This is a genomic window from Arcicella sp. GW822-FHT02H01 (genome assembly GCF_058802005.1).
Genome location: NZ_JBXANT010000001.1, coordinates 292,652 through 308,887 on the forward strand (window position 1 = coordinate 292,652; position 16,236 = coordinate 308,887).

Sequence of the window (16,236 nt, forward strand, 5' to 3'; positions counted from 1 at the left end):
ATAATTACTCGTTATTAGCTAATTTCTCAAGTAAATCTATGGTTGATTGTGGAATAAAGGGATAGTAGTTATTACAGATTATATCTGTAAGCTTTTTTTCAATTTGATTTATATTGTATTTATCAAAAAAAGCAACAAACACACTTTGTAATTTTGGAATTAATACGTGGTGTCCCTGCATATCTAAATACCATTTCGGTATAGCTAAAGTTTGACCCGATAAATATTTTACTTTTTTCATTTTACCATTATCCAACTGTTTGAATATTGGCATATTATAAATTTTAGAAAAAAAATGATTTGAAAATCTTTGTAAATTATCTTCTGACTCTAATGAAAATTTTGTTGTATCATATAATTCATTAAGATTTAATTCTGTTCTAAAATTCATTATATTATCTTTTATCAAAAGTGCAACTAATAAAAGTGGGTCAAATAAGTAACTTTCAAGCGAATAACGTTCATTTTTGCCGTGAACTAATATATTGCTAGTCGATTTGTTTTTTAAATCCCAATCAATTATTCCCCAAGTACTTGAAACCTCAGATTTTCTCAGATTTTGAACTATTCGTCGAACAAAAGCACATCCTCCCTCTTTTTTATCAGGAGCCACAAAATAAAGCTTATGAATTGTTTTTTTACCTAAGAAGTGAGTATTGTAAATCTTTTCAAAATAATACTTATCATTTGGAGCCTCAACGAATACTTGTCGATGACTTTTATAATTAATACTTAATGTAGGAATGAATTCGGTCAATAAATTTAAAGCATAATCTTTTGTGACTTTTCTAAAGGAAGTATCTACACCATTTTTTAATTCATAAATTGAATCTTCAGGAGCCAAAGCAATCGTTGTAGGAGAATGAGTGGTCATTATGACTTTAATACCTAGCTTTTCAACAAAAGTATCATTCAACACATCAATCAAAAGCTTAGCCATTTCAGGATGAAGATGTGCATCTGGCTCATCAAGTAAAATTAGCTCAGGGAATTGCAAATTTTGATTATGATAATCATTCATAAAAAGCTTGACTACTAGCCCAATAATCATTTTTTCTCCTGAAGATAAGCTTGAAAAGGGAATTTCTGTTTTATCATCATTTTTTTTATACAACTTTAGATTATAGTTTGTTAGACCAGGAAAGTCCTCTTTTTGAATTCCTTTTACATAAAAATCAATATTATTTTTATTGAAAATTTTATTGATAATTTCCCATGGTGGGGGATTCAATTTTTCATATTCATCATTATCTACTGAATTATTCAGGCGCTTATATCTTTCTTTCCAAAAGAATAACATATTATTTTTATTTCGATTATCAGCATATTCATAGAATGTAGATTCTATTTTGGAGTTAAAAAAATCATCTGAAGTCAGTTCTAGATTGCTGATAGGTGTTGTAAATAAATCACTTTCAGTAAGTTCATTAAACTTTTTGTTATGATTTTTCATAATCTGTCGAATAGCATTAATTTGATTCTTTTTGTCAATTAATACATTTCGTAAAACTTGAGCTTCATCAACTGGACGTAAACCATTATAATGGTTTACTGTATTTAATGATTCGGGAAAAGGTGGATTAATTGGAGAAAATCCAACTATCATATCATTTCTTGCTTCAGCAGTAATAATATCTAAATACTCGTAACCATGCCATGCAAATTGATTGTCATTATTATTTATTAATAGCTCGTCAATATTAATATCGTTGTCTAATATATAATTTATCAAACGATGTGAGCCCATTCGAATAGAGCCTAAAAAAGGAACAAGTTGGTTTTTAATTATATCTTTCCTAGAATCGATGTCTATAGTGGATGAATCTATATCCTTAATTATACCTCCATTTTGTATTTTTGTTATTTTAGGGGTAATCGAAAAGTGACTATTATAGGGCAATGTATTATTAATCCCATTTTCAATTAATTCTAATAATTGAGTTTTTCCACTACCATTTTTACCAGTAATAATTGTGAAATCATTTAATTCTTCACTTTCAAATGAATGCAGTGATTTATGTTGGGTGTTTAATTTTATCTTCATTGTGGTGGCTTTAAAATTTAAAGTCTAATATAATATTTTAAATTTTAAAGCCAATATTATCCCTCCAAAGTCATCTCCAACCCATTAGCCACCTCCCTCAAAACCAGCTCCGCAATACTAGCCTGCAATTTCCGCCTAACATCCCTCACAAACAGCGAACGTCCTTTATTATACCAACCCTCACCACGTCGTTTAATTTTCAAAGAATTCTTTCTGGAGTAAGCCAAGGTATAAGCCAAACGATTGATGGCGATTGAAGTAACAGGCATTCTTGAAGCACCATAATAACCAGGTATTCCCTTAAAAAAATCTAAACCCTTTTTCTCCACATATTCCTTCATGCCTTCCACCAGTGGCCCATCGGGGTCTGGCTTCCCTGGTTTATATCCAATGGCTTTCATATCCAAATATCGCCCGTAGCTATTAAAGGTGACATTTACCTCAGCATACAGCTCCGAAGCTACAACCATTGTAGATTTTTGAAAATGCTCCAGTAAGTTATTGGTCAAAACCAACCCTCTATCCTTAATGAATTTCTGAAAATACAAAACCGCCTGTTCCTGAATCTCATTCAGTTCGGTTTCAAACAGTGCCTCAAGGGCTTTAGTATCAATATTCTCCATCAGTTTATACGATATCCATGCCCCACACAACCCAACGAAAGATTATGAAGTGGGCAAACTATTTCTTCAAAAATATAATTCACGCCATTGATATGTATTTTACGGTCGGGTGTCCACCCTGCCAAATCGCTTTCTGTCAGGTACAAATCCACTGGCGGTGTGCGGAATGTGTTCATCAAAAACGATTCCTCTTCCTTGTAATAAGTATTGTATAAGCCATTAGCACCATTCCAATACAAACCTAACCCCGATACCTCTGGCAAAGCCACCGGAACACCATCCACAACGCCCGCCCATTGTAACATCCTAGGCGTAAAATGCTTATCATTTTGCCCCGTCGTAATACCTTGCTGAAGGGTAAAAGGCAAACCACCATCCGTAATTAAGGAGCTCCACACCGTCTGAACTTTAAAGATATTTTCCTCGGCGCCAGCTGTCAGATATCCATCAAAATACGGGTGCTGCACTTTAGTCGTAGCATCGTCTGAATCCACAGAGAACGCCAGCTCTAGCCCAGAAATATTAGTGGGTATTTTACCCAAAATCGGTTTTGCTTTCTTGCTCCAGTCCAAAGTACAATCAGCCTGATACACACTTTTGCGGGTCCTGAATTGTAGCTTACGGTTGGGAGCATCAAAGAAAAGGGCTGAATTGGTTAGCTTCGCCACCTCCAACAGAAAAACGCCCAAAGGCAAATCGGGCAAATGATTCTGCGGAAAAATCGTATTGAGCTCATCTAAACTAAGGGTATTATAAATCAAAAATCGGTTAATTTCAGGCGTATCAAAGCTAAATTCATAATCAACTTTGGTCGCAATTTGGTCTAAAATATACCTTAAAAAAAACATCGGTACTTTAGTTCCATTAGAATAATGCCCAGCTGTACACTCATTAATAATGCCCGAAAAACCAGCTGGCATATTCTGATAAAAGTCCGGGTTTTTAATGCTTGGAAAAACATAACCGCCCACTGCATACGTATTCGACAAGGTTACATCAAAATCTGACGGGATGGGCAATGTCCCAAAATCTATTTCACGTAAACTTTTGGTTCGCAAATTCCCAAATACCGCTTCAAGGTTAGAAGTATAACCCAACTTATAATCGCTGATGGCTTCCAAGGGCAATACATACCCACGAGCCAAACGATTGGAATTAACATACTGTTCACAGTACATTTTAATAGGCGAAGCCAATACCTGTGGGTGTCGGTAATACCCTAAAATGCGGTCGTTCCGCACCTTAAAAGGCAAAATGATTTCTTCTGCATAATCGCCCATGACCTCATCACGGAGGAACATAGGCGATTGCTTTTTAAGGTTACACACTAGCTCGCTGGTGACATCCACCACCTCGCCACCAATTTTTATGGTTAGGTTCATAGCTGTTCTATCAAGCAATATACCTTTGCTTGTGAAGGATGATAGATGGTAGGTTGCCACAAATAAGCGCCACTACCAGCCGAAAACTCAGCGGGCGTAATGGTTTTGGTAGCCACTTGCACACCATTAGAATAAAGCTTTACTCGTATAGATTTAGTGCTGCCATATACTGTAATAAAATACAGTTCTGAACATGGCAAGAAAATATCATTCTTTCCAATCGGATAAACCATTGAGCCAGCATTCGTATTCCCCTGAACTGCCCAGTGATTGCCATATACCAAATCAGTGCTGCTTCCTGAATACGCTCCTGGTCCACCATGAAAATACGTAGTGATGCCCGAAGGCTTGGTCAAATACCGATAATTAAATTGATTCACAGGCGGCCCAGGAACAATGTTGTAATATTGAGGATCGGTTAGGCAAGTACCATTGTTATTGGCATATACCTGCGTATTCAAAAACGCAAAACGGCTTTCGGCTCTAGCCGTTGCCTCAGCTTGTGTTTGTCCGCCAAAGGTATTGGCTGGAATGGTAATGGTCGCATAGTCGCCATAACCACTTGGACAATTGTTTCGGGTATAATTGCCCAACCGTGAGATTAAGAAATTCTTATACGGCGCCGAACCTGCCGTACACATATTAGAGGGAGCAGGCGTAAAATACCCTTCTGTACCAGGAGAATTGAGTTTGGTTGGCACACCCTTTACAGGCTCACCAGTATCTTTATAAGTCAGCGTCAACCTAGTAGCTCCCTGATATCCTGTTGCTAAACCAGTCTCAGGGTCATAAATACAATAAGGCTCTATGGGTAACCAAACCAATTCACGCACGGAAACAGGAGGAGCAGAGGGCAAATCCGAATAACCCAGTTCATTTTTGGCATACTCAAACGTAAAGGTTCGCCCTGTTAAATCAACATTATCTTCAACGGTTGTCAAAGATTCCGTGACAAGCGTCACCGGAACAAAGCCGTCTTTAGTAGCAATATAAATTTCCTCGGCAAACATCAGCTCTGAATAATAGGCCGAGTTTACACCGTCAAAATATCCCGTATTGATGGCAATCTCTTTTTTGCCTGTTATACCCGTCACAAATACTTCAGCAGAAGATGGCAAATAGTTGCTATCCAACGCCTTTTCGCCTTTGTTCCGATTGACCTTCAAACTTGCCTGAGCAGTACCAACGGTGCGAATGGTGTCATAACCACCCAATGAATTAACCATTAATAAATACCTGGTATTTGGCTCATAAATATGGTCCAGCTCATACCTTCTAATTTCGGTAATTCTATCACCCAAATCATTGTTTAACCAAACTTCATACCCAGTAATAGGATTTTCAGTCGTGCTAAAACTAGCTAACCCCAAGGCTACAAATCCCACAGGGATACAATAAACGGTATATTGCGTGACCACATTCAGGGTTTGTACAGTAATGGTTTGGGTAAAACCATCTTCATAATATGCCTTCACCTTAACTGTAATACTATTCGGCTTAGGCAAAGCATTACACAACCAAAATAAAAATTCTGGTTGAACAGCATCAATGACTTTATTGTTTGGCTGGAATGTCAGAAACGGACAATTGGCATCAAAATGCGAACTAAAGAAAGTTTCTCTCCAGCTGGCAAAATCATCTACGGCTAGTTTCGATTTAATGGCAAAAGCTTCAGCCGAAATACTTTCTGTGCCAAGTAGTACCCCATCTTTTTCGATAAAGCTTTTTACCTTATAAGGTATCGTCATGCCTGCACAGCTCATTATCTGCATTTCGTCGATTTTTGGCGGACAAAATGAAAGTAGGCCATCCAAGATACTATCAATTTCAAAGTCAGTTCCGTAGTAATAATTGGCTCCAGACAATATTTGCACAGGTCGTTCAGAACCGATACGTTCGGCCACACTGACAAACTCTGACGATTGATAAGCCTTCGGAACCAGTACTTCAATGTGCGTATTCATTCCCCAACGATTGACAACAGTCGGGTCATACGCATCGATATGAACCGTCAGTTTGTTTCGGGCAAAACTTACTGGGAGGTGAGAAAGATAAGTAGCTAAAGAATCCATGTTTGTGAGTGATTAGTTATTAGTGATTGGTGATAAGATTTTTAAGCAAATAGTAATTAAGCAAGTACAGCTAATCACTATTCACCAATCACTAATCACATGAGCAGTAAAGCGAATTAACATTGAACGTGAACATTATCTCGTTTCTCCAGCCCATCACATCAGCGTTTACGACCTTGGAGACTTGATTCAGACGATTTTCAACAACTGCCATTTCAAAGTCCCCAGTCTCTCTTTCTTCATGGCGAAGCTTGCCAATAAAGCCAATCATACTTGTTAGCGTATCATTCCAAATAGCATCCTGTACCTCTGGAGTTGCCTTGGCTTTGCTTAAAATTGTAACGCCAAGCAGAAAAGTAAGCCTAACGTTTGAGGTGTCTGAATCGTCTAAAAAGCCTTCTGAAGTATCAATAAACACCGCCTGACCTACTTTGTATTTGGCTTCGTAGTACTTGCCAATTCTACCAACTAGAATCTCTCCAGACCCTACATGCACAAAATCCACAACGCCAGCCGTGGATTCTGCTTGTCCCTTCAAGAAGGCGACCATTTCTAAAAAATTTGTTATCATGAGTTTTTAAAACGCTGGGCCTCCAGCTGCTTTTCTTGTTCCTTAACATCCAATGTATCATCCAAACACTTTGCCCAAATCAGGTGTACGTTCTGATAACACACACTTTCAAAGTTTCCAAACGTGCCTTTTTCCGCCACACTCATCAGCATCGTTACCCAACCCATCCCGTTTCCGTAGCGTGGCTCTCTGCCATCATCACCAAGCATTTGGGAATAGTTTTCCAGAAACAGGCTGTTTTGTGCTTCAAAATATTGCAGTATCGCCACCTTTAACCCAAAGGGCAATGTCTTTAATTCCTTCGCCCTGGCTTTTACTCTTTGGCCGTTATATACCTCTCTTTCATCGCCGTCCCATTCCTTTGATTCTCTGAAGGTTAGCAAATCTTTTCTGCGAGGCCTACAAAGCGTAGCAATCAATTCGTCTAAAGCGTCAGTATTCGGATGCTCAGGATTAGCAAAAGCCAAGTACTGCATATTTGCCCAGGCTAAATCTACCGCATCCGTATCGGCAAAGCCTTCCTGAAACACTAGATATTGAGTACCAAGGTGATGGAAAGAAGGAAACGGCTGCTCTACTATTTTTTCAGCAAAAGCGAAATTGGCTATTTCCTTGAGACGATGCCATTGCGGTAACTCTAACTCCAAGTGCTGCCAAAATTTATCAGTACAGCCAAGTAATACACACACCGCATATTCGTGTTCGCTTTGGGTAATTTCTATCATCATCCACTGTGTTAGCGGTGATAACTTGGTAATTTGCTCCAAAGTGCATTCGTGCCAATGCTCAGGCATCTTAAATTTTTTCTTGTTGATTTGTACCTCTACCATACACTTAAAATTTTCAGTACTAAAGCAGCTCTCAATGTCCAGACTTCAATGGTTTTAAAGACCAGCTGTCTATTGGCTTTTTTAAGTGCTTTTTCTCTTTCAATCGATATAAATTCACGCTGGCGTATTTCCTCATTTTTGGCCGAAATGATAATATCCTTTTCCACCAGTACTGAGTCTTTAATGCCCAGCTGTAGCTTATAAATTGTAGCATCGACTTTTGCCTTCAATGCTTCTCTGGCGCCATCTTCGGTTAGTAATACATAACCCTTGGGAATGAGCCTACGGAGGCTGTCTGTAGTTGAACGCTGTATCAATTGCCCATTGCAAACCGTCGTTATCAAGCTTATCAATAACGAGGTGTAGAGAATCTTTTTTAGCTTCATGGCTTTGTGACTTTTTTAATAATGCTTGAACTTTCTTTTCGGCTGTGGTGGTTTTTGCTACGGTTTCGGGCATATAGAATTGCTTCTCTGACGGCGCTATTGACATACATTTCCCCTTCTTCAAATATGATGTCATCACTATTACAGCCAGTAACAGGACTATCCCCAAAACGTACAGTTTCCACCCCGTAACCCAGCTTTTTACAAAGCTCCCAAAGCCATACGGCATCGCCATCCGTAGGGGTGTTAATAATAAGTTGAGCCATTTCATCGATAGGTAGCTAAAAAGGTGGGAGGCGCATTAATGATAGAATCATTGTGCAGAATCATCTTTTGCATTTCAAAGTTTTGCTCTGAAATACGTTTAGCCAATAAACGATTTTCGATAATTACCGCCTTGTAACTTGCCACACAGGTATCACAAAGCCCCTCTTGGAATCTCTCCACCGTATCAATTTGCTGTTTGATATAGGTGATTTTGGCAACTTTTTGTAGGCTAGATTCTGCATTGGGAGTTTTGATTGATGGTTTTACACCCTGTTCGTTCAAACAGCTCCAGAAGACCGATAGCGTCAATACGCTAAGAAATAAGATACTTTTCATTTTGATGCAATTGTTTGAGTTTTGAAATTCGATTAAGCCAACCCTTCAGGAATTTGCTTTGTTTCCCTACGCCAATTTTTCGGTAGTATCCCTCTCGATAGGTGTAGATGTAATGATATAATTTTGACTGATTAGCCTTATTCAATTTTTTCAGCATCTTGCTCCCAATCACCCCGTCTTGCTGAATGCCTAAATATTGTTGAATGACTTTGATGTGCTTATCATTCTTGCCAGTACCACAATTGATAATCATATCAGAAATAATTTCGGCGACTGCTTGATTTTTCACTTCTGACAACCTGAAAAAATCCCAGTACTGTCGCTGGTAGATGGGCTTCATGTCGTTTAAAGTGGTTAGGCGTAAATCATTGGCGTCTATTTTGCCGTTTTTATCCTTATCACACACCACATAAATAAGCTTGGTTTTGTTACACCATTTGTCATATACGACCAAGGTTACTCCAAACTTTGTGGCGCCACCTCTATCGTACTGTATCATCACAAAATAAATCCCTTCAGATTGGATAATTCTAGGATAAAACGGGTCAAAAACGGCTGAATAACTGTGAAAAAACGTACACCATAAAAGTGTAAATACTAATAAAGTCTTTAAAAATTTCATAAGATAGATGTAGTAAAAAATAGAAAATCTCATTGCTCAAAGCTGAAAGCTATAAAAGCTACTTCATTCGGAATACCGAACGATATTTTTTATTATCAGGCAATCGGCTTTGGCTTTCAGCCTTATACAAAATACTGGTTTTGAAGGTTGGAAAATTATCAGCATTCTTGTTTAGAAAACCGATTAAATCAGCTCTTGCAGAAGATGTTCTGGTGTCAATATTTCGTTTATATTCCATCCAAGTGTTCTGGTCTGGAGCTTTCGTATTGTTGATACCGTCAAATTCTGATAGTACTCGTAAGCCCCCATTGCCCAGCTGTACCACATTCAAAAACAACAGTGCTTCTTCGTATGCTGCCCAAGCTAAATATTGCCTTGAAAGTCGGTAAAGGTCAGCCATGCCAGTCACTAAATTCGGGGTCAAATGGTAACTTTTTAGCATTGTCATAATTTCAATACCGACAATTTGTTGCAGTCTTGCCGTTTCAGCCCACACAAAATATTTGTTAAGTGTTAGTAGTAAACGATAAGAACAATCTACCAGCGGTAAAGCATTTGACAATTGCTCTGCTGTACCAAACCAAGACTTTTTGAATGCAATCCCAAAAGCAGAACCCCAGAAGGTTAGGTATTTATTAGGTTCAGCAAAAAGCAATTCCAAAACCGTTTCCATTGCCTTTGAAGCATTTTCGATAGTAGCACGCTGCCTTTTTTCTAATACCCCAATTCTGGCAGGCTTAGTGGTGTCAGTCTCTGTTTCTTGCAAACCATTATCGCCATCATTTCCAATGGCATAAGGCAAATACAAATGATAGGTATAGAACGCCAAAGCACGTTGGATGTATGGCAAAATAAAAGCGTTGTTACTGGATAGCTGAACGTTACCAGTGCCATTTACTTGGTTATTTAATTCATTGAAATACACCAAGCCTAAGCCTTTTTTTAGGTACTCATCCTCAGCCAATTCGATAAATGGTTGAAGTGATTCAATTTCAAAGCTTGCATTTACAGCCCTTCCAAGGTATTTCCTTAGTTCTTCTACGTTACGAATCAGCATCAGAAAAAGCAGTTAAAAAATCCCCCAAAAACCAAGATTAAATCATTGAGAAGGCAATACACCAACGTACCAATTACAGTACTGGCCGCACTCAATACCGAAATGTCGCCACGGTTTAATTGTACACGAGCACCCATTGATACCACCCCTAAAATAACCAGCTGAAGAACCAGCCAAACAATTTGCCAAAACATAATTATGAAGCGTTAGAAGTTGTTTTCTGCGAACCAGTCGGGTTTTTATCCAAGGTTTGCAGAATGATATTTTTATAAGCAAAAACTACATTATCAGGTAATTCCAGTAGCGGTTTGATAGTACGATTCAGCACCCTCAAAATCATTTGGCGTTCTCTAGGCGTGCGGTACTGCTGTTGAAATTCAGCGGATACCCTCAGCTCCGAACCTGACCCACCCATGATTTTACCATTTGATACACCAGCCAAGTTTGACAAAACGCCTGACGCATTGGCAATTGATAGAATCGTCGTTTCATAAAGCTTTAGGTATTCGTCGCCTTTAATCCCTTTTGGAATCGGAGCAATCTCAATCCAAGGAATTAAACCATTCGGACCCATTTCGCATTCATCCGCTAAAATTCGGTTTGTGCCTTCACCACCAGACAATAAACTGTCAATATTCTCCCAGAACTCATTTCTAAAAGCATCTTCACCACCTTCAAATTCTTCACCGAACTTTCTAAAATATTCTCCAGCTACCCGAACAATATTAGTAGCGTTATACTCCGTATCCAGTCCGTTAGCATGAAAATCCCACAGGCGATTAGCGATTTTAATAATCTTTTCAATCGCCCACCAAGTAGCATAAGAATAATAAAATTGTCCTGACTGTGTACGCTTTACATGGGCGATATACTCGCCAACTTTTTTTAAATCTGCTCCTGGTAATAGGGCAGGAGTACTAACAACATTCTTGATAGTATTATTCGCCCAGTCAGGACTAGTCAAATAACTTTGCACCCTTCCAAGTTTTAGCTCCCTGTTCGCTCGCATCAGCAAAGGGTCTAAAGTTGCAATGCTCGGAATCTTGTCGGTATCAATACTGATATTCACAAAAAGGTTAGCCGTATCTACCACATGACTCCCAGCAGATTCGTTGTATTCCGATAAGTCATTCTTATCCAAAAAAGCTTTTAGTTTTGGATACTTAACAGGCTCAATCGGTGATAGTACGTAGGTGTCAGCCTCATAACGTTCCTCAAAAACGCCAATGCCAGCACCAAAAAGAAAGTCTTTACGAGTGTCTAGCAAATTGATTAAGTCCGCATTAGATGCCAGCAAATCCATCATCTCAGCAGGTTTCTTGTTATTCTTACCCCACGGGTATATATCAACAGATTGATTGCCAATCTTAACGGTTTTCTTAGTCGCCGTATAGTTTGCCCCACCAGTGTTGGAATCTGAACGATTCGCAACACTGATAGCAGCTGTCTTTTCATCGCCAATGAAGACGGTTTTACCAACTTTATTTATCATAGGTGTACAACTAATTACTAAAATCTGTGGTCAATAGTCTGACCATTAAATGAGATAAGCCCGCAGGCATGAATATCAAAATTCCCAGCATCAGGATGCCACAAGTACCATTTCCCAGCTTGGCGGTTTTCATACTTGATAGATGATAAATCCTTTTTAGGTTTACTTACGCCACTAGGTCTACGCTTACAACCCTTCTTTTCGCCAAAGCTCCCATCCGCTCTTGTATACACAATATCAAAGGATTCAGGAAAACCATTCCCTTTCCCCGAAAGCTGATATTGGTGATACGCATCTTTGTAATACATTCAATTTTCTCGGTTTTGTGTCACAAAAATGGCATTTCCATCAAAATCATCATAGGACAAAACTATTTACCCTCAGTATTCAACCCAATTCTACTCCATAAAACGCCTTACTAGCTGACTACCAAAACCTTAAATCAAAAATACCCCCAAAATTTCTATTCCTTCAGTCGATTGAAACGCACGCACTTGAACATTTTGGCGTACGCCACTTTTGAAAAAAAGAATATATGAAACTGTAACTGGGTATACCAGTTTTCAGATGGGCGTTTACTTGAATACGAAGGGTTTGGATTTTGAACTTGAAATCGAAACGTAACGAGCATACTTTCTATAAATAATATAATCGAATGTATCGCTTAAGTGTGTTGCATATTCCTGTGGAATTGGTTTGTTCTCTGAGCTCTTGTCCTTCTCGAAGTTGTCTCCAATGATTGGCGCATCTTGAAGAGACATAACCATTGCTTTAGCAGACCAGCCATTGATTGCAATGGTTGGTACTTTAGTAACAGCCCCTTTTAATATCTCATTAACCACCTTATATCTAATATTGTATGGTGGATAGCTCAATTGTACCTCATCAAATACTAGCCATTTATCCTTACGCAAGGCCTTTTTAATGTCCTCAAAATAAGGCTTTCTATTAGCATCCTTTTTAGAGCCACCATTATCACCATAGATATACACCTTCTTATTACGGTGCTCATTATACTTGATAATAAAGTCATTGATAAGCTTATTTACTAGAAGACTGTCTTCAGCTTCCTTGACATACATCGTATCAATGCACTTAAATTCAGCCCCGAAATCTTGCCATATAGACACACTGGTAAACTTGGCATTAAAATCAAAGCTAATTTCAAGCCCTCTATTGGGGTCATAATCACGCTTATCATAGTCTAAATAAACGTGTTTATCACCAAAGGCAGAATAAAAAGAGTTCGGATTTCGCGTTCTACGCTTATTCATAATCTCGACCTCAAAACTCAGCGGGTCCAATATCTCACGCTGGTCCTCAATATAATTCCCGGGCAAAAACATCGCATTATCAAAAGCCGAACCCTGCATATAGTAATACTTATGCGGTTTCTGTTTGGCTAAATCCTCAGTCTTATAAATCCAACGTCCTTCAGGGAGCCAAGGAGCAGACGTAAAATCAATAATCGCCCAGTGGAGCGGATGATTAAAACCTTTACGCCCTGGTCTAGTATCTGAATAAACGTATTTATTAGCTCTTACTGTCGGCCGCAAGATTTTGTTAAAATGCTCTTCTTTAATGGTCGCCGATTCATCAATAAAAAGTTGATCCAAATTTGTCCCTCTTTTGGCTTGAATCTGACCAACCGATAAAAACTCTACCGTATAACCATTGGCAAAACAGATACAGTTATCATATTTTCTAAGTGGATGATGTGATTTTTTCCAATGTGTAGGAGGGCGTTGATTCACAACATAACAGCCTATTCCTGTTTTAGCGTCATATTCTTCATAACCCCACTGTTTAAACACTTCAGCAGATTGCGAAAGAATTACATCAGAAACTTGACGTAAAGTCAAACCCACTAACCCAGCTCTAGCCCTTGGCAATTCACTAGCCGAAAGGGCAATAACATGACAAAGCAAATGAGATTTCCCAAACCCACGACCGCACTGACCAGTCGCACGCCAACCACCCGAAAAGCCCCAACCATGGGTATCTTTTGGGTCTGGCACGTCCGCCAAATTATTCATAAAGGCCTCCAAAAAATCCGCTTGGAGTGGATTAAGGGAAATTTCAGCAACGTTAGACGATTTCATATTCGTCCTCCTTTCCCTCATCTGTGCTTGAGTAATTGTTATTGACCGTCACCCGATTAAACACAATGGTTCGTTTCGGCATCAAATCAGCTGGAGATAATTGCGGTTGGTCGTTGTAAACGTTAGACAGCTTACCAATTTCTTTTACTGTCGAAATCACCGCATTAGCATCTTTCTCACGGATGGCAATACTCATCGCCAAATACAAATTCTCGATTAGAATCCGTTTAGTACCTTCCGCATCAATTTCCTCAACACGACCATACAGCTCCGTAGCTTCCTGAAGTATTCTAGCCGCCTGTGCATACTGACTACCCTCATCCTGCATCATCATCTGTTTGACATGCTGCGGTGAAAATCCTTTACAACGCCAAGAAAATGCCTTTCTATACTTCTCCAGCATTTTCAATTCACTAGGTGTCAATTTTCCTCTACCCAATAAGTAATCCTTATACTTATCCAGTTTATCGGGAGAACGTGGCTCAAGGTCGTTCTCTAAATTCGTTAATTCATTCATAGGTGCATAAAAAAAGTCTGTCACAAAACTGTGACAGACTTTTTAAAGTTGGTAGGATGAAAGTTATTCTAGTAAGAAGCAAGGGTTAGTTGTATCCAATTTTTTTCCTAATTTCAGATATTTGCCTTTTAATATTACAATCACGCATTGCTGTAGAATTTTTTTCTAATTTATTTATTAAATCTATCAATAGATTTTTGTCAGGACTTGGCATTTGAAGTACTTCTGTTATTTTTTTGTATAAAAGCGTTATTTCTACAAATTTTTCATATTCTTCAATGTTTTCTTGAGAAGGTTCATCATACTTTTTAAAAAGAGCTAAGTGGTTTTCTATACCATTTTTAGAACCCATTACCCATTTTTCTGAAAAATCTACAATATTACTGTTAATTATAGTAACATTTTGTTCAAAGAATGAAATCCTTTGAATTCTAGATGGATATTTCAATTGAAAAGTATTAGGTATCAAGTTTACAAGAGTTTTCTTATCAATAGGTATCATTATCACATTATCTTTACTAAGAGGAGTAATTGGTCTATTTAAGTATGTTATAGGCTCATTGGCTTCTATATCTTTTTCAGGATTAGGTCTAATAATCAGAGGATTGTCACTTGTTATAAACTCCGACTCATCATTAATCTTACAAATTTGAATATTATCATTTAATCTAATCTGTACTAGTTGCATGAAAGCATCAAGATGACTTTGCAAAAAGGCAATTCTTGAATATTCTTTTAACTCCTTAGCTATTTTATTTGCTTCTTCTCTATTAATAGAAACTTTCTTACCTAAGAAATTCATATCTATGGTTGAAATTGAATCATCTCTCTCAAAACCATTTATTACATCATCAATATATTGATAATACTGATTTAAAAATTTAGGAGTTCTAAAATATAAGCTTAATAAAGTATTCACTACTTTTATTTTAGTTTCAATATCAATTTCTAAAATTGAATCATTCGTTAAAAGACTTAGTATCTCAGGAAATTTACTGTCTATATTATCAGCATAGAAAATTTCAAGAGCATATTTATTCCCTTGATGTATTTCTGGGAGAGTATATAAATTCTTTGATACACAAATATCTTGAATACTCATTTTTTTTATCAAATTTTCATTTCTGTTGTTCGTATCTAAAGCATAAATGAAATATTTATTATTTTCTTCTTCCGAAAAGCTTTTTAAATAACTTTTTGGAATAAAATGTTGGCGTTTTGGTTGACTCATGTATTTAAAGTTTTGATTGTCTTACATTTAATTTTAATAAAATAGAATCTCAATAAAGCCAATAAAAAAGTCTATTACAGTTTAGTAATAGACTTTTTTATGAATGATTTGATTAATTAGGCTACACTTTCTAAGTGTATTAATTTTCAGTAACATTTAATTGTACTGCTGCAAGCATTTGTGAAAGCTTAGTAATTGCATTTTGAATTTTAATGACTTGTTTTTCAGAAGGAAAGGTAACACCGGAGGTATACTGTCTCATTAAAGAGGGGTTAATACCAGCAAGTTTCGCTATGCTACCTATTTTTAACATTTTAAATTCTTCAAAAAACTCTGTTAAGTCATATTGAAACTCAAATGAAATATCATCAATATTTATATTTCGCCAGTTTTGTTTTTCAGAACCTTCATGTCTTAAAAAATCATATACCTGTTCTTGTAATTTTTTTACAATTTCTTCGTGACTATTTCCTACTGTAGTCAATAAAAAATCTTCGTGTTCAATGCGGCCCCAAATCTCATTATCGCCTTTTTCAAAGACTATATTTAAAGATGTTGCGTGTCTTAAATTTTTGAAAGCCATTTGTTAAATTTTCATTTTTTGTTATCATTTTTTTGTTATCATGTATTTTTATCTTATCAAAATCTCATTGAAAGGGAAAAAGTAAAATGTCAATATTAAAAATAAGAAAGTTTTAATGAAC

At 37.4% G+C, this 16,236-nt stretch carries 17 protein-coding genes; all 17 read right to left on the reverse strand.

The features are described 5' to 3' along the window. Positions 1-4: 4 nt before the first annotated feature. Positions 5-2,044 carry an AAA family ATPase gene (locus AC1RNE_RS01195; RefSeq protein ID WP_492799235.1) on the reverse strand — a complete coding sequence of 680 codons (2,040 nt, stop codon included), beginning with the start codon at positions 2,042-2,044 and terminating at the stop codon, positions 5-7. Positions 2,045-2,100: 56 nt separating this feature from the next. Continuing rightward, positions 2,101-2,667 (reverse strand): hypothetical protein, encoded by a 567-nt coding sequence (locus AC1RNE_RS01200; protein WP_492799236.1) that lies wholly within the window; start codon positions 2,665-2,667, stop codon positions 2,101-2,103. Next, on the reverse strand, positions 2,667-4,049 hold the full coding sequence (locus tag AC1RNE_RS01205) for a hypothetical protein (RefSeq protein WP_492799237.1): 1,383 nt from the start codon (positions 4,047-4,049) through the stop codon (positions 2,667-2,669). Before AC1RNE_RS01205 ends, AC1RNE_RS01200 begins: the two co-directional genes overlap by 1 nt. Then, the gene (locus AC1RNE_RS01210; protein ID WP_492799238.1) at positions 4,046-6,121 is read right to left on the reverse strand and encodes a DUF5977 domain-containing protein; all 2,076 of its coding nucleotides are present in this window, start codon (positions 6,119-6,121) and stop codon (positions 4,046-4,048) included. The genes AC1RNE_RS01205 and AC1RNE_RS01210 overlap by 4 nt, the downstream gene beginning before the upstream one ends. A 91-nt stretch (positions 6,122-6,212) precedes the next feature. Beyond that, positions 6,213-6,692 (reverse strand): hypothetical protein, encoded by a 480-nt coding sequence (locus AC1RNE_RS01215; RefSeq protein WP_492799239.1) that lies wholly within the window; start codon positions 6,690-6,692, stop codon positions 6,213-6,215. Then, the gene (locus AC1RNE_RS01220; protein WP_492799240.1) at positions 6,689-7,522 is read right to left on the reverse strand and encodes a hypothetical protein; all 834 of its coding nucleotides are present in this window, start codon (positions 7,520-7,522) and stop codon (positions 6,689-6,691) included. Before AC1RNE_RS01220 ends, AC1RNE_RS01215 begins: the two co-directional genes overlap by 4 nt. Next, positions 7,516-7,839, reverse strand: coding sequence for a hypothetical protein (locus AC1RNE_RS01225; protein ID WP_492799241.1), 324 nt, complete (start codon positions 7,837-7,839; stop codon positions 7,516-7,518). Before AC1RNE_RS01225 ends, AC1RNE_RS01220 begins: the two co-directional genes overlap by 7 nt. Continuing rightward, on the reverse strand, positions 7,805-8,179 hold the full coding sequence (locus AC1RNE_RS01230) for a hypothetical protein (RefSeq protein ID WP_492799242.1): 375 nt from the start codon (positions 8,177-8,179) through the stop codon (positions 7,805-7,807). Before AC1RNE_RS01230 ends, AC1RNE_RS01225 begins: the two co-directional genes overlap by 35 nt. After that, positions 8,176-8,511 carry a hypothetical protein gene (locus AC1RNE_RS01235; RefSeq protein WP_492799243.1) on the reverse strand — a complete coding sequence of 112 codons (336 nt, stop codon included), beginning with the start codon at positions 8,509-8,511 and terminating at the stop codon, positions 8,176-8,178. The genes AC1RNE_RS01230 and AC1RNE_RS01235 overlap by 4 nt, the downstream gene beginning before the upstream one ends. Then, on the reverse strand, positions 8,489-9,133 hold the full coding sequence (locus AC1RNE_RS01240; RefSeq protein ID WP_492799244.1) for a glycosyl hydrolase 108 family protein: 645 nt from the start codon (positions 9,131-9,133) through the stop codon (positions 8,489-8,491). The genes AC1RNE_RS01235 and AC1RNE_RS01240 overlap by 23 nt, the downstream gene beginning before the upstream one ends. 58 nt (positions 9,134-9,191) lie before the next feature. Continuing rightward, on the reverse strand, positions 9,192-10,190 hold the full coding sequence (locus tag AC1RNE_RS01245; RefSeq protein WP_492799245.1) for a DUF6712 family protein: 999 nt from the start codon (positions 10,188-10,190) through the stop codon (positions 9,192-9,194). Positions 10,191-10,386: 196 nt separating this feature from the next. Further along, positions 10,387-11,682, reverse strand: coding sequence for a hypothetical protein (locus AC1RNE_RS01250; protein ID WP_492799246.1), 1,296 nt, complete (start codon positions 11,680-11,682; stop codon positions 10,387-10,389). Positions 11,683-11,699: 17 nt separating this feature from the next. Beyond that, positions 11,700-11,990 carry a hypothetical protein gene (locus AC1RNE_RS01255; RefSeq protein ID WP_492799247.1) on the reverse strand — a complete coding sequence of 97 codons (291 nt, stop codon included), beginning with the start codon at positions 11,988-11,990 and terminating at the stop codon, positions 11,700-11,702. Positions 11,991-12,257: 267 nt separating this feature from the next. Then, positions 12,258-13,784, reverse strand: a complete 1,527-nt coding sequence (locus AC1RNE_RS01260) for a terminase large subunit domain-containing protein (protein WP_492799248.1) — start codon at positions 13,782-13,784, stop codon at positions 12,258-12,260. Continuing rightward, entirely contained in the window at positions 13,771-14,301 is a 531-nt protein-coding gene (locus AC1RNE_RS01265; RefSeq protein WP_323247382.1) for a hypothetical protein, read from the reverse strand. Before AC1RNE_RS01265 ends, AC1RNE_RS01260 begins: the two co-directional genes overlap by 14 nt. Positions 14,302-14,386: 85 nt before the next feature. Then, positions 14,387-15,532, reverse strand: coding sequence for a DUF4238 domain-containing protein (locus AC1RNE_RS01270; protein WP_492799249.1), 1,146 nt, complete (start codon positions 15,530-15,532; stop codon positions 14,387-14,389). 139 nt (positions 15,533-15,671) lie between these two features. Continuing rightward, a complete protein-coding gene (locus AC1RNE_RS01275; protein WP_492799250.1) occupies positions 15,672-16,115 on the reverse strand; it encodes a hypothetical protein in 444 nt (147 codons plus the stop codon). Positions 16,116-16,236: the final 121 nt, after the last annotated feature.

What these genes read in the sequence shown, in the direction of transcription:
- AC1RNE_RS01215 (WP_492799239.1), bottom strand. Translation starts at nt 6,692, where the DNA reads ATGATAACAAATTTTTTAGAAATGGTCGCCTTCTTGAAGGGACAAGCA.
- AC1RNE_RS01220 (WP_492799240.1), bottom strand. Translation starts at nt 7,522, where the DNA reads ATGGTAGAGGTACAAATCAACAAGAAAAAATTTAAGATGCCTGAGCAT.
- AC1RNE_RS01260 (WP_492799248.1), bottom strand. Translation starts at nt 13,784, where the DNA reads ATGAAATCGTCTAACGTTGCTGAAATTTCCCTTAATCCACTCCAAGCG.
- AC1RNE_RS01200 (WP_492799236.1), bottom strand. Translation starts at nt 2,667, where the DNA reads ATGGAGAATATTGATACTAAAGCCCTTGAGGCACTGTTTGAAACCGAA.
- AC1RNE_RS01230 (WP_492799242.1), bottom strand. Translation starts at nt 8,179, where the DNA reads ATGAAATGGCTCAACTTATTATTAACACCCCTACGGATGGCGATGCCG.
- AC1RNE_RS01195 (WP_492799235.1), bottom strand. Translation starts at nt 2,044, where the DNA reads ATGAAGATAAAATTAAACACCCAACATAAATCACTGCATTCATTTGAA.
- AC1RNE_RS01255 (WP_492799247.1), bottom strand. Translation starts at nt 11,990, where the DNA reads ATGTATTACAAAGATGCGTATCACCAATATCAGCTTTCGGGGAAAGGG.
- AC1RNE_RS01240 (WP_492799244.1), bottom strand. Translation starts at nt 9,133, where the DNA reads ATGAAATTTTTAAAGACTTTATTAGTATTTACACTTTTATGGTGTACG.
- AC1RNE_RS01250 (WP_492799246.1), bottom strand. Translation starts at nt 11,682, where the DNA reads ATGATAAATAAAGTTGGTAAAACCGTCTTCATTGGCGATGAAAAGACA.
- AC1RNE_RS01270 (WP_492799249.1), bottom strand. Translation starts at nt 15,532, where the DNA reads ATGAGTCAACCAAAACGCCAACATTTTATTCCAAAAAGTTATTTAAAA.
- AC1RNE_RS01275 (WP_492799250.1), bottom strand. Translation starts at nt 16,115, where the DNA reads ATGGCTTTCAAAAATTTAAGACACGCAACATCTTTAAATATAGTCTTT.
- AC1RNE_RS01205 (WP_492799237.1), bottom strand. Translation starts at nt 4,049, where the DNA reads ATGAACCTAACCATAAAAATTGGTGGCGAGGTGGTGGATGTCACCAGC.
- AC1RNE_RS01245 (WP_492799245.1), bottom strand. Translation starts at nt 10,190, where the DNA reads ATGCTGATTCGTAACGTAGAAGAACTAAGGAAATACCTTGGAAGGGCT.
- AC1RNE_RS01210 (WP_492799238.1), bottom strand. Translation starts at nt 6,121, where the DNA reads ATGGATTCTTTAGCTACTTATCTTTCTCACCTCCCAGTAAGTTTTGCC.
- AC1RNE_RS01235 (WP_492799243.1), bottom strand. Translation starts at nt 8,511, where the DNA reads ATGAAAAGTATCTTATTTCTTAGCGTATTGACGCTATCGGTCTTCTGG.
- AC1RNE_RS01265 (WP_323247382.1), bottom strand. Translation starts at nt 14,301, where the DNA reads ATGAATGAATTAACGAATTTAGAGAACGACCTTGAGCCACGTTCTCCC.